This window comes from Patulibacter minatonensis DSM 18081, from assembly GCF_000519325.1.
GTDB classification, from domain to species: domain Bacteria; phylum Actinomycetota; class Thermoleophilia; order Solirubrobacterales; family Solirubrobacteraceae; genus Patulibacter; species Patulibacter minatonensis.
In genome coordinates this window covers 5247957-5260979 of the sequence record NZ_KI912613.1, presented here as the reverse complement: position 1 = coordinate 5260979, position 13023 = coordinate 5247957, and the positions used below count along the sequence as shown (strand labels likewise).

At 72.8% G+C, this 13023-nt stretch carries 11 protein-coding genes and 1 tRNA gene; 11 read left to right on the top strand and 1 reads right to left on the bottom strand.

Annotated elements, in window-relative coordinates; all coding sequences use genetic code 11:
- Positions 1–8: 8 nt before the first annotated feature.
- The 7 genes from PATMI_RS0124780 to PATMI_RS0124750 all read left to right on the top strand — a co-directional run bounded on the left by PATMI_RS0124780 (position 9) and on the right by PATMI_RS0124750 (position 8936).
- A complete protein-coding gene (locus tag PATMI_RS0124780; protein WP_026912854.1) occupies positions 9–1622 on the top strand; it encodes a hypothetical protein in 1614 nt (537 codons plus the stop codon).
- Positions 1619–3274, top strand: a complete 1656-nt coding sequence (locus tag PATMI_RS0124775; protein WP_169738414.1) for a glycosyltransferase family 39 protein — start codon at positions 1619–1621, stop codon at positions 3272–3274. Before PATMI_RS0124780 ends, PATMI_RS0124775 begins: the two co-directional genes overlap by 4 nt.
- A 66-nt stretch (positions 3275–3340) precedes the next feature.
- A complete protein-coding gene (locus PATMI_RS0124770) occupies positions 3341–4888 on the top strand; it encodes an NAD(P)/FAD-dependent oxidoreductase (protein ID WP_026912852.1) in 1548 nt (515 codons plus the stop codon).
- A 145-nt stretch (positions 4889–5033) separates the two neighbouring features.
- Positions 5034–6407 (top strand): cysteine--tRNA ligase, encoded by a 1374-nt coding sequence (cysS, locus tag PATMI_RS0124765; RefSeq protein WP_026912851.1) that lies wholly within the window; start codon positions 5034–5036, stop codon positions 6405–6407.
- A 5-nt stretch (positions 6408–6412) separates the two neighbouring features.
- Complete coding sequence (rlmB, locus tag PATMI_RS38455; RefSeq protein WP_245604284.1) at positions 6413–7597, top strand: 23S rRNA (guanosine(2251)-2'-O)-methyltransferase RlmB; 1185 nt, start codon at positions 6413–6415, stop codon at positions 7595–7597.
- A gap of 166 nt (positions 7598–7763) precedes the next feature.
- The gene (sigH, locus tag PATMI_RS0124755) at positions 7764–8426 is read left to right on the top strand and encodes an RNA polymerase sporulation sigma factor SigH (protein WP_026912850.1); all 663 of its coding nucleotides are present in this window, start codon (positions 7764–7766) and stop codon (positions 8424–8426) included.
- Positions 8427–8498: 72 nt separating this feature from the next.
- Positions 8499–8936 (top strand): hypothetical protein, encoded by a 438-nt coding sequence (locus PATMI_RS0124750; protein WP_026912849.1) that lies wholly within the window; start codon positions 8499–8501, stop codon positions 8934–8936.
- A gap of 118 nt (positions 8937–9054) precedes the next feature.
- On the opposite strand, the gene PATMI_RS0124745 is transcribed toward PATMI_RS0124750, so the two are convergent.
- Positions 9055–10920, bottom strand: a complete 1866-nt coding sequence (locus PATMI_RS0124745) for an ABC transporter ATP-binding protein (protein ID WP_026912848.1) — start codon at positions 10918–10920, stop codon at positions 9055–9057.
- A gap of 98 nt (positions 10921–11018) precedes the next feature.
- Between PATMI_RS0124745 and PATMI_RS0124740 the strand changes: the two genes are divergently transcribed.
- The 4 genes from PATMI_RS0124740 (at position 11019) to PATMI_RS0124725 (ending at position 12998) form a co-directional block, all read left to right on the top strand.
- A tRNA-Thr gene (locus PATMI_RS0124740) sits at positions 11019–11092 on the top strand.
- A 61-nt stretch (positions 11093–11153) separates the two neighbouring features.
- Entirely contained in the window at positions 11154–12038 is an 885-nt protein-coding gene (locus PATMI_RS35460) for a lysophospholipid acyltransferase family protein (protein ID WP_051472254.1), read from the top strand.
- Positions 12039–12084: 46 nt separating this feature from the next.
- Complete coding sequence (locus PATMI_RS0124730) at positions 12085–12639, top strand: RNA polymerase sigma factor (RefSeq protein ID WP_245604282.1); 555 nt, start codon at positions 12085–12087, stop codon at positions 12637–12639.
- Positions 12636–12998 (top strand): hypothetical protein, encoded by a 363-nt coding sequence (locus PATMI_RS0124725; protein ID WP_026912846.1) that lies wholly within the window; start codon positions 12636–12638, stop codon positions 12996–12998. The genes PATMI_RS0124730 and PATMI_RS0124725 overlap by 4 nt, the downstream gene beginning before the upstream one ends.
- Positions 12999–13023 lie beyond the last annotated feature (25 nt).

The window sequence follows — 13023 nt, the reverse complement described above, 5'->3', positions numbered from 1 at the left end:
TCGCCGGCATGGGCGCCTCCGTACGCACGCCCGTGGCCATCGTCGCCGGGGCGCTGTTCGCCCTGGCCGCGCTCTCCCTCCTGGCGCCCTCGACGGCGACCTACGATCCGTGGTCCTGGATCGTGTGGGGCCGCGAGGTGGTCCACGGCGACCTGAACACCGTCTCCGGGCCGTCCTGGAAGCCGCTGCCCGTGGTCGTCACCTCCGTGGCGTCGCTGTTCGGCTCCGCCGCCCCGGACCTCTGGATCGTGGTCGCCCGCGCCGGCACCCTCGCCGGCGTCGTGGCGGCGTTCGTGCTCGCCCGCCGGATCGCCGGCACCGCCGCCGGGGTCGTCGCCGCCGCGCCGCTCCTGTTCGCCCCCTGGTTCTTCAAGCACGGCTGGTTCGCGAACAGCGAGGGCATCCTCGTGCTGTTCGTCTTCTCGGCGGTCCTCGCCGAGCTCGACCGCCGGCGGGGCGTCGCGATGGCCTGCTGGGTCGCCGCCGCGCTGCTGCGCCCGGAGGCCTGGCCGTTCCTGCTGGTCTACGCGGGCTGGGTCGCGTGGCGCTCCGACCTTCGCGGGCGGCTCGCGGTCCTGGGCGGCCTGGTCATCCTGCCGCCGGCGTGGCTCCTGCCCGAGAAGTGGGGCTCCGGCGACTTCTGGCGCGCCTCGTCCCGCGCCCAGAACCCCGACCCCGGCTCCGCGTCGCTGACCGCCCACCCGTGGTGGACCATCGTCCGCAACTTCGCCGACATGGTCCCGACGGTGACCTGGGCCGCCGCCGCGGTCGTCGGGATCCTGCTCGTGGTGGTCGCCGGGCGGAGCCGCACGGCGGGCCCGTCGGCCGGTGCGTCGGCGTCCGGGTCCTCTGCGGCGGGGGGCGATGCGCCGTCGGGCGCTGCGACACCGACGGCCGGCACGCCGTCGACCGACCCGATGTCGCCCGCCGAGGCCACCGGTCCGCCCGCCCGGCCCTCCGCACCCTCCGGCCCGCGGCGCTGGACCCCGGACACCGCCGTGCCGGGCGAGCCCGCGTGGTGGCGCGGCGGGACCCCGACGGCGTGGCAGGCCGTCGGCGGCATCGCGCTGCTCGGGCTGGCCTGGCTCGTCCTCGTCGTGATCATGACCGAGCGCGGGTACTCGGGGAACGAGCGCTACCTGATCCAGCCCGCGGGCCTCCTGATGGTGGCCGCCGCGGCCGCCGCCGGACTCGTCCTCCGCGACCTCCCCGCGGGGCCGCGCCTGGGGCTGGCGGGGGCGGCGCTCGTCGTCATCGCCGTCACCGCGGTGTCCCAGATGCCCGGGCTCCTGCGGAACCTCGTGTACGAGGGGCGGCTCGTCGAGAACCTCCCGACCGCGATCGACGACGCCGGCGGCGCCGACCGCCTCAAGGCGTGCGGGGGGGCCGGCACGCTGAACATCATGGTCCCGCAGGTCGCCTGGGCGCTCGACGAGCACGCCGTCGACGTCCGCAACGCGCTCGGACCCGGGCAGCGGGTGCTGTTCCGCGTCCGCATCCGGAAGGGCACCGACCCGACGCCGGACGGGCGACGCGTCCCCGCGATGCCGACCCTGGCGACCACGAAGTACTGGCAGATCGAGGCCGCGGGATGCCCCGCGCCGGGAGGACCTTCGCGATGAGCTCCACGACGCCCGACGCCACCGGGACCCCGCCCTCGTCGGACCACCTCGGCGTGGCCGGCCGGAAGGCCTCGCGCACGGTCGCGTGGTTCGTCGGCCGGGGAGCGCCGGTCACCGTCCTCCTGCTGTTCCTGTGGTCCGCGTACCTGCGGACCCGCAACCTCGACGCGCCGTTCTGGATCGACGAGGGAATCAGCGTCGGCGTCGCGCATTTCCCGTTCACCGAGATCCCGTCGGCGCTGCGCCTCGACGGGAACCCGCCGGTCTACTACCTGCTGCTCAACGTCTGGCTGTCGCTGTTCGGCGACTCCGTCGCGGCGGCGCACACGCTGTCGACGTTGTTCTCGCTGCTGACGATCCCGGCCACGTACCTGCTGACGCGCCGGCCGCTGGGCATCCGCGTGGCGCTCGGCGCGACCGCGGTGGCCGCCACCCTGCCGTACCTCACGTACTTCGGGCAGGAGACCCGGATGTACTCGCTGGTGGCGTTCCTCTCCGTGCTGGTGGCCGGGCTCCACCTGCGGCTCTTCGACGAGGGCGCCCGGAAGGTCCAGATCGCGACCGCCGGCGTCCTGATCGTCCTCCTCTACACCCACACGTGGGGCGTCTTCCTCGTCGGCGGCAGCGTCCTGGCGGTCGGCACGCGCGCCCTGATGCAGTCCGACCGTGCCGCGCGCGTCCGCGTCGTGAAGATCGGCTTCCTCGTCCACCTCGCCGCGGCGATCGCGTGGGCCCCGTGGGTCCCGATCCTCGCCAAGCAGGCGAGCGAGACCGGCGCGCCGTGGTCGCTGAAGCCGACGTTCCAGATGGCGGTCGAGGGGGCCGCGTCGATCGCCCAGCCGAGCGTCCCCGCCGCGATCTTCCTCTGCACGGGGATCTTCGGCGCGAGCGTCCTGATCGCCGCCCGCAGCCGCCGGACGACGGGCCCCGCCGTCGCCGAGCCCGCCGAGGCCGGGACGCTCCTGCAGCACGCGGTCGTGCTCGGCGTGATGTTCGTCTCGACCCTGCTCTTCGCCTGGGTGGCGTCGCTCATCAGCCCGGCGTGGGCCAGCCGCTACATGGGGGTCCTGATCGGCCCTGCCGTGATCCTCGGCGGGCTGCTCCTGACGCGCTCGGGACGGGCACCGCTCGCGGTGCTGCTGATCCTCCTCGTCGTCTGGGGCACGAGCACCCAGGGCACGCGCCTGAACAACAAGGCGACGCCGGAGGCCATGGTCAAGGCGACCGCACCGGAGCTGCGGTCCGGCGACCTCGTGATCAGCGTGCACCCGGAGCAGCTGCCGGTGATCGCCTACGGCCTGCGGCACAACGGGGTCCCGTCCGGCGTCAACTACGCCACGTCGATCGGGCCGCAGAAGGACGTCCGGATCTTCGACTGGCGGCACGGGCTCGACCGCCTGAAGGCCGCGGAGCCGTGGGTCGTCGCCGACCGTCTGATCCGCGCGCAGAAGCCGGGATCGTCGATCCTCCTGGTGCTCCCGGTGGTCTCCCGCGGCAACTGGACGGGCCCGTGGACGCGCCTCGTGGCCGATCGCACACGAGCGTGGAGATCGCTGCTCCTGGCCGACCCGCGACTCCGGATGGTGGGTCGTCGACCCGTCATCGGACCGGGTGCGGGCGATTTTGGCGTACTCTTCACCGTTCGGCCGTGACCTTTCCTCGGGTTGCGGGTAGAGGTCCTAGACCTTGCTGAACGCACCCCGACCGTAGGAGTCCCGATGCACGACGGCACCACATCGCCTTCGAACACCCCCACCGCGCCCGAGGGGCGCACCATGGTGATCGGCGGTGGCCCGGCCGGCCTGACGGCCGGCTACCTCCTCGCCAAGCGCGATGCGGACGTCGTCGTCTACGAGGCCGCGGACCAGGTCGGCGGCATCGCGATGACCGTCGTGCGCGACGGCTACCGCTTCGACCTCGGCGGGCACCGCTTCTTCACGAAGGTGCGCGAGGTCGAGGACCTCTGGTACGAGATCATGGGCGACGAGTTCCTGCGCCGCCCGCGGATGTCCCGCATCTTCTGGAACGGCAAGTTCCTCGACTACCCCCTCAACGGGATGGACGTCATCAAGAAGCTCGGCCCCGTCGAGCTGACGCGCTCGGGCTTCTCGTACCTCTGGGCGCTCGTCAAGAAGCCGTTCCGCCGCAAGCCCGAGGCCTCGCTCGAGGAGTGGGTGTCCGCCCGCTTCGGCAAGCGCCTCTACGAGCACTTCTTCAAGACGTACACGGAGAAGGTCTGGGGCCGGCCGGCCAGCGAGATGACGGCCGACTGGGCCGCCCAGCGCATCAAGGGCCTGTCGTTCATGACGGCGGCCAAGGACGCGTTCTTCCCGTCGAAGAACGGCGAGATCAAGACGCTGATCACCGAGTTCGACTACCCCCGCTACGGCCCCGGCCAGATGTGGGAGAAGATGACCAACGCGATCGAGTCGCGCGGTGGGTCCATCGAGATGGAGAGCCCGATCGAGCGCATGAAGCTCGAGGGGAACCGCATCACCGAGATCACGGTGAACGGCGAGACCATCACCGACTTCGGCAACGTCGTCTCCTCGCTGCCGCTGCGCAACCTGCTGCGCATGACGGAGGGCGCGCCGGCCGAGGTCGTCGCCGCCGCCGAGGCGCTCCGCTACCGCGACTTCCTGACGGTCTCCCTGATCCTGGACGGCGAGGACCCGTTCCCGGACAACTGGATCTACATCCACGAGCCCGGCGTCATCGTCGGCCGCGTCCAGAACTTCCGCTCGTGGAGCCCCTGGATGGTCCCGGACGAGACCAAGGCCTGCGTCGGCATGGAGTACTTCTGCTTCGAGGGCGACGACCTCTGGACGTCGTCCGACGAGGACCTCGTGAAGCTCGCCACGAAGGAGCTCCAGGAGATCGGGCTCTCGAAGCCCGGCCAGGTCGTCAAGGGCTACGTCGTCCGCGTCCCGAAGGCCTACCCCGACTACGTCGACGGGTACGCCGAGAACGTCCAGACGATCAAGCGCTGGGTCTCCTCGATCGAGAACCTGCAGCAGGTCGGCCGCAACGGGCTGCACCGCTACAACAACTCCGACCACTCGATGCTCACGTCGATGCGTGCCGTCGACAACCTCTACGGCGAGGACCACGACCTCTGGGAGGTCAACGCCGAGGACGAGTACCTCGAGGAGGGCGACACGAAGCAGTCGCCGTACCCGTACCAGGCGGGCAAGACCCCGTCGGGCGAGATCGGGGCCCACGACGAGGTCGCCATCAAGACGTCCGAGAGCGTCTCCGGCGACTGATCCTCCGCCGTCGCGGTCCGGCGGTCGCCGGGCACCGCGACGCAGGTCCTCGACGGCCGCCCTCCGGGCGGTCGTCGTCGTTCCGGGACGGGTGCCCGGCGACCGCGGGGGTGGGCGCGCACGGCGCCGGATACCCTGGGTGGTCGTGCGCACGATCAGGATCCACGACACCGCGAGCGGGGAGCTCCAGGAACTCCGTCCGCGCGTGCCCGGCGCGGTCGGCATCTACGCCTGCGGGCCGACGGTCTACAACCGGATCCACGTCGGCAACGCGCGGCCGTTCGTGGTCTTCGCCCTCTTCAAGCGGTTCCTCGTCCACGAGGGCTACGCGGTCACGCTCGTCGCGAACCTCACCGACGTCAACGACAAGATCTACGCGGCCGCGACCCGCCAGGGCGTCGCGTCGACCGCGCTCGCCGAGGAGATGGGGGCGCACTACCGCGCCGACACCGACCGGCTGCAGCTCGGGCGCCCGGACCTCGAGCCGCTGGCAACGACGTCGATGCCGGCGATCGTCGCGCTGATCGAGGACCTGATCGCTCGCGATGCCGCCTACGTGGCCGAGGGCGACGTCTACTTCCGGGTCCGCGCCGACACCCGGTACGGCTCGCTGTCGCGCCGCGACGTCGACCGGATGGACCAGGGCGAGGGAGACGATCCGGTCGGCCTGCGCCTGAAGCAGGACCCGTTGGACTTCGCGCTCTGGAAGGCCACGAAGCCGGGCGAGGACACGGCGTGGGACACGCCGTGGGGGCGCGGCCGGCCCGGCTGGCACATCGAGTGCTCCGCGATGGCCGAGGAGGCCCTCGGCGTCGGGTTCGAGATCCACGGCGGGGGCAACGACCTGGTCTTCCCGCACCACGAGAACGAGGCCGCGCAGACCCGCTGCGCCCGCGACGCCGAGCTCGCCGCCCTGTGGATGCACACCGGCATGATCGAGCTGCGCGGCGCGAAGATGTCGAAGTCCGTCGGCAACATCACCCCGCTCCACGAGGCACTGGACGAGATCGGGCGCGACGCACTCGTGCTGCTGTTCGCGTCCTCGCACTACCGGCAGCCGCTGAACTGGGCCGACGACTCGATCGCGCAGGCCCGGGCCGGCGTGCGGCGACTTCGGGAGATCGGGCGCGTGCTGGAGCCGGGACCGTCCCCCGACGACCTGCAGGGCGAGTCCGACGCGTTCTTCGCGGCGCTCGCCGACGACTTCAACACCGCCCGCGCGCTCGGCCACCTGTGGTCCTGGGTGCGCGAGGCCAACCGGCGGACCGCCGCGGGGGAGACCGTCGGGGACGACCGGCTGCGCGAGATGCTCGCGGTGCTGGCGCTCGACGGCCTGCTCGACCCGGCCACCGAGGACGGGCCCGACGACCGGGCGCTGGCGCTCCTGCGCGAGCGCGGCGCGGCGCGGGCGGCGAAGGACTGGGCGCGTGCGGACGAGATCCGCGACGCGCTCGCGGCGGACGGCTGGACCGTCCGCGACGGCGCCTCGGGCGCCGAACTCGTACGAACGGAAGGCTGACCACCATGGCACCGAAGCCGAAGGGCGGCGGGGGATCCCGCGGCGACCGGCCGGGCGGCAAGGGGTCGGGCGCCGAGTCGCGCGACGCCCGCCGCGCGGCGAACCTCAAGGGCGGCAAGGCCGCGCGTGACGCGCGCCGCGCCGAGGGTGGCCGGAAGGGCAACAAGCCGCCGGCGCCGGGTGCACCGGATCCTCGCGGCGAGGGGTACTGGGGCGACCAGCGCGGGCCGGACTACTGGAAGGCGCGGAAGGCCGGGAAGATCCCGCCGCCGTCCGCCGCAGGTCGTGACGACGCGGCGGGCCCCGGCCGCCGACGCGGACCGGGCGGGAAGCCTGGCGGTCGCCCGCCGAAGGGTGGCGCCTCGTCCGGCCGCGACGACCGCGGTCCGCGCCGCGACGATCGCGGTCCGCGCCGGGAGGACCGCGCGGGGGCCGATGCGCCGCCGCTGCCACGCGACATGGCCCTCGAGGGCCAGCTCCTCTACGGCCGCAACGCGGTCCACGAGGTCCTGCGCGCCGACCGCCGCACCGTCCGGGCCCTCTACGCCACCTCGGCGACCGCGTCGGCGGAGGAGTGGCTCGAGGGCGAGGACGTCCGCCTCGCGGACGCCGACGCGCTGACGACGCTGGCCGGCTCCCCGGACCACCAGGGCGTCGTGGCGGCCGTCGATCCGTACCCGTACGTCGAGCTCGCCGAGCTCCTGGCCGTCCCGTCGCCGCTGATCGTGGCGCTCGACGAGGTCCAGGACCCGCAGAACCTCGGGGCGATCGCCCGCACCGCCGAGTGCGTGGGGGCGACGGGGATGATCATCTGCCGCCATCGCGCCGCCGAGGTGACCCCGGCCGCCGTGAAGGCGTCCGCGGGCGCCACCGAGCACCTCAAGGTGGTCCAGGCGCGGAACCTGGCCGACGCGCTCGCCGAGGCCAAAGAGGGAGGCGCCTGGGTCTACGGCGCGGCCGGGCGCGAGGCCGGCGCCGTCGACTACACGCAGCCCGACTACACGGGCGGGATGGTGCTCGTGATGGGCGCCGAGGGCACCGGCCTCAGGCCTCGAGTAGCCTCGACCTGCGACGCGCTCGTCGCACTGCCCCTGCGGGGCCGCCTGGACAGCCTCAACGTGGGGGCTGCGAGCGCCGCCCTCCTGTACGCGATCTTGCAACAGCGAGATCGGGTTGACAGGGGGACATAAGTTCTGTCACAGTCACCGCGTCGTGACCGTCGACCTCAGGTCTAGACCGGGCCCTCGGGGAAACCGATCACGACGAGGACAGCAGCACCAAGTCAGCTCATAGCGCCGAGGGAGGCGCGCGTTACGAGGCTTCAAGACCGCGTGGAGGCGGTCGGAAAGGCATCTCGTGGCACAACTCAAGACCAACCCTAACTCTCAGCGTCAGGTTGAGGATGGGTTCCTCATCGCCCGTGCGAAGCGTGGCGACGAGGTCGCAACGACCCGCTTGATCAAGCGGTACCAGGGATTCGTCCGGATGAAGGCGAGTTCCTTCTTCCTGAGCGGCGGCGACCGCGACGACCTCATCCAGTACGGGCTCATGGGCCTGTACGAGGCGATCCGCGACTTCCGGACCGACCGCGAGTCGAGCTTCCGGAACTTCGCGGAGCTCTGCATCACGCGGCGGATGATCACCGCGATCAAGGCCGACAACCGGCACAAGGCGAAGCTCCTCAACGACGCCGTGTCCCTGTCCTCGCCGCCCCCCGGGGCGTCGGAGGGCGAGAGCACGATGCACGACGTCATCCCGGGCCCGCAGAAGCACGACCCAGCCCGGCTCGCGGTGGACCGCGACGAGCTCCGTGCCCTCGTGTCCTCCGTCCCCGAGCTCCTGTCGGACCTCGAGTCACGCGTCCTCGCCCTGTACCTGCGCGGCCGCTCCTACGAGGAGATCGCCGAGCGCCTCGGCTCCGACACCAAGCGGGTCGACAACGCCCTCCAGCGCGTCAAGCGCAAGATCGGCGACTTCCTGCGCGAGCGCGAGCGCGTGCCGCTCCGGGTCGTCGCCTGAGCGTCGTCCCGCGCCCACGGGCCGAGCGGCAACGCGCCACGTCGGGCGCGTCCGCCGTCTAGCATGCGCGCCATGTCGGCCGCGCTGTCCACCACCCTCCTCGATCCGACCGGCCACGTGCCACTGGCCGTGTCGGTGGTGGGGGTGGTGCTCCTCGTCGTCGTGGCGGCCGTCGGCCTCCTCGCCCTCACCGGGTGGGTGGCCGGCCGCCGCCGCGACGACTCCCAGCGCGCCCTGACCGACGAGCGCATCCGCTCCGCCAACTCGGCCCTCGCCGCGGCGCACGCCGCCGACGAGGGGTGGGACCCGGCGGTGCTGCGCGCGGCCGCGCTCGACGCGGCGCGCTCGCTGGGCATCAGCGACCCGTCCGCGGTCGGCCTCAGCCTCGTCTCCGTCGACGACCAGCCGGGTGTCGCGAACGACCGCGCCACCTTCACCGTCGCCGACGGCGAGCGCACCCACGAGATCGTCCTCGGCCGCAACGCCGAGGGCGCCTGGCTCCCCGTCTGACGCTCCGCCGCCGGGCCCGGCCACGCCGGGCGACCGGCCTCGTCCTCCGCCCGTCGGCCGGCGGCGGCCGGACGGGCGCGGGTCGCGGGCGCCTGGACGACCCCGGCCGCCCCGGGGGTCAGGCGCCCGGGCGGCCGATCAGGCCCTCGGCGACCTCGCCGGTCTGGACCGACCACAGCGCCGCGTAGCGCCCGCCGGCGGCCACGAGCTCCTCGTGGGTGCCGGCCTCCGCGACGACCCCGCGGTCCATCACGTGGATCCGGTCGGCGTGCCGGATCGTCGACAGCCGGTGGGCGATCACGATCGTGGTCCGGTCGTGCGCGACCCGCAGCAGCGAGCGCTGGATCGCGGCCTCCGTCTCGTTGTCGACCGCGCTGGTGGCCTCGTCGAGCACGAGGATCGCGGGGTCGCGGACGAGCGCTCGGGCGATCGTCAGCCGCTGGCGCTGGCCGCCGGAGAGCTTGATGCCGCGCTCGCCGACCGGCGTGTCGTAGCCGTGGGGGAGGGCCGAGACGAAGTCGTGGGCCTCGGCGAGCTCGGCGGCCCGGCGGAGCGCGTCCCGGTCGGCGTCCGGGGCGCCGTACCGGAGGTTGTCCGCGACGGTCCCGTCGAACAGGAACGTGTCCTGGCCGACGTAGCCGATCGCGCCGCGCAGGGACGCGAACGAGAGGTCCTCGGCGGGGACGCCCCCGACCGTGAGGTCGCCGGAGTCGGGGTCGTAGAGCCGGAGGAGGAGCTTGACCACGGTCGACTTGCCCGCGCCCGTCGCACCGACGATCGCGTGCGTCTGGCCGGCGGGGACGTCGATGTCGAGTCCGTGGAGGACGGGGATGCGGTCCTCGTCGGCGACGACGGCGCCGGGACGCCCGCCGTAGGAGAAGCGCACGTCGGCGAAGCGGACCGGCAACGGGGTGAGGGTCGCTCCCCGCGGGAGCTCGGTGGCGCCGGGACGGATCGTGATCGGCGTGTCCAGGAGATCGAGGATGCGCCGGATCGAGGCGACGCCGCGCTGGTAGAGGTCGAGCGTCTCGCCGAGCTCGGTCAGCGGCCAGAGCAGGCGCTGCGTCATGAACACGAGGACGGAGTAGAGGCCGATCTCGAGCGAGCCGTCGAGCGCCGCCCGTCCGCCGAGGACGAGCGTGAGGATGAAGCCCGCGAGGATCGCCATGCGGATCAGCGGGACGAACGCGGAGCTGTAGGCGATCGCGCGCCGGTTGGCTGTGGCGTACGCGGCGGACGCCTCCTCGACGCGCGCGGCCTCGCGGTCCTCGGCGCCGAACGCCTTGATCGTCGCGATGCCGCCGAGGTTGCCGCCGATCAGGCCGCCGAGACGCCCGGCCCGGTCGCGGACCGCCTCGTACCGCGGGCCGAGGCGCCGCTGGAACAGGAGCGATCCCGCGATGATCACCGGGATCGGTAGGAAGGCCGTGAGCGCCAGGACCGGCGAGATGACGACGAAGACCGCGCCGACGGCGACGACGTTCGTCGCCGTGAGGATGATCTTGCTGGCGCCGATGTCCAGGAACCGCTCGAGCTGGTTGACGTCGTCGTTGAGCACCGTCAGCAGCCGGCCGGACTCGCGGTCCTCGAACCAGGCGGTGTCGAGGTCCTGCACGTGCCGGTAGGCGTCGAGGCGCAGGTCGTGCTGGAGGTCCTGCGAGAGCCCGCGCCAGAGCCGGGCGGACAGGTAGTCGCTCGCCGACTCCAGCACCCAGGCGATCACGGTCAGGCCGGCGAGGATCAGCAGCTGGTCCTCGCGGTCGGCCACGTCGAAGAGCTGGCCGACGAACGACTCGTCCTTGCGCACGACGACGTCGATCGCGACGCCGATCAGGAGCTCCGGCGCGATGTCGAACAGCTTGTTCAGGACCGTCGAGACCACCGCCAGGACGATCCGTGGACGGAAGCGCGTGGCGCGGTCCCAGAGCCGCCGCAGGGGGTGTGGCTCGTCGGTCGCGGGGTCCGTGGGAGCGTCGCCGGCCATGGCTCCAGGGTAGGTGAGCGGGGGCGGACACCCACCGGCGGGGCGGAGTGAACCGTCGACGTCGAGGGTCACGGGCGTCGCTACGATGGCGGCAGCCCGCCCGCGTAGCTCAGTTGGCCAGAGCAGCGCTCTTGTAAAGCGAAGGTCGTCAGTTCGAATCTGACCGTGGGCTTGGCGCAGGTCGCGGGCCGCCGGATGTAACCGCGGGCCCCGCACGGGGTCTTGCAGTACAGATGGATCGCGAGTCACCCGCCCCCGAGCACCGCCCCGACGAGACCCCGCTGCCCGCGGTGCGCTCGCTGCCCGCCAAGGCCGAGCGGCCGGATCTCGACCGGGATCAGCGGCTCGCCCTGCACGCGCGGGTGGGCAAGGGCGTCAACCCGCTCGTGTACTGGACGGTCCGGGCGTTCTTCCAGCCGTTCTTCCACGTGTACTTCCGCCTGGCGCGGATCGGCCGCGAGCACGTGCCGGCCACCGGCCCGGTGATCTTCGCGGCGAACCACCGCAGCTTCCTCGACCCGTTCATCATCGGCGCGATGAGTCGTCGTCCGCTGTACTTCGTGGCGAAGAAGGAGCTCTTCCGCAAGCCGCTGCAGCGCTGGTTCCTGAACAGCCTCGGCGCCTTCCCGATCGACCGTGGCAACGCCGACGGCGACGCGATGAGCACGGCGCGCGAGATCCTCGAGCGCGGGGACTGCGTCGTGATCTTCCCGGAGGGCACCCGGGTCCGCCCCGGCGGTCTGGGCCGCCCGAAGCGCGGCGTCGGGCGCCTGGCGCTGGAGACCGGCGTCCCCGTGGTGCCGATCTCGATTCACGGCACGACCCACGTCCGCACGGGTTGGCGGATCCGACCGCACAAGGTCATCGTCCGCGCCGGTCGCGCGCTGACCTTCCCGCAGGTCGACCAGCCGACGGGCGAGCTGGCCAACGCCGTCACCGAGCGGATCTGGCCGTGCGTCGAGCTCGGCTGGAACAGCCTCGGCGGGCACACGACGGAGACCGGCATCGGGGTCGACCCGGCGCACCTCCGTCCCGAGCTCGCGCCCGAGGGCCTGCAGCCCGTCGCCGCGCTCCCCGCGGGCGACCCTGACCGGAAGGCCCGCTCGGCAGGCGCCTGAGGACGACGCGAGGCGCGGACCGCCGCCACCGCCTACCGGCGGTAAGGTGCTCCGCGTGGAAAAGGCCGAGCTCGACGACAGGTTCTCCGAGCTCTACCGGGACCACCTCCGCGACGTCTACTCCTTCGCCTACTACCGGGTCGGCAACCACCACGACGCGGAGGACCTCACCGAGCAGACGTTCCTGCAGGCGTACCGGCACTTCGAGCGTGCGCTCCGCGAATCGGACGGGCGGCCCCTGCGGCCCTGGCTGATCCGCATCGCCCACAACCTCGCCGCCAACCTCTTCCGGGACCGGTCACGGCGCCCGCAGACCTCGATCGACGACGACGAGTCGACGACGATCCTGCGGGCGACCCACACGACCGAGGACCTCGTGGAGGAGCGCGACGAGCTGGGCCGCATCCTCGCCGCCGTGCAGCACCTGCCGGACGACCGCCGTGAGGCCCTGATCATGCGCTTCGCCCTCGGGATGGACAACCGCGAGATCGCCCGCGCGATGGGACGGTCCGACGGCGCGACGAAGGTGCTGATCCACCGGTCGATCAAGCAGCTGGAGGGCCTCGTGGCCGACCAGCCGACGCCGGGGCTGCCGTCGTGAGCCGGTCCGTCGACAAGTCCGCGGTCGACATCGAGCGCCTGCTCCGGGAGGCCATGGCCCCCGTCGAGCCGCCGGAGCGCCTCGGCACCCGGGTGGAGTCGACGCTGCGGAACCTCTCCGAGATGGCGGCCGACGAGCTCGAGTCGTGGGAGCTCCGCGCCATGAAGGACCCGCGCAACTGGGTCCGGCCCGCGATCGCCGTCGCCGTCGGCGGGGTCGCCGGCACCGGCCTCGCCGCGTTGCGGTGGAAGCAGGTCAGCCGCTCGCGGGGCGCCCAGGCGGGGCGGACGATCGACCGCGCGGCGGAGGACGTCGCCGGGGTCGTCCGTCGGGGCGCCCAGCGCCTCGGCAGGCGTTGATCGTCGCCTGAGGCGCGACCGATAC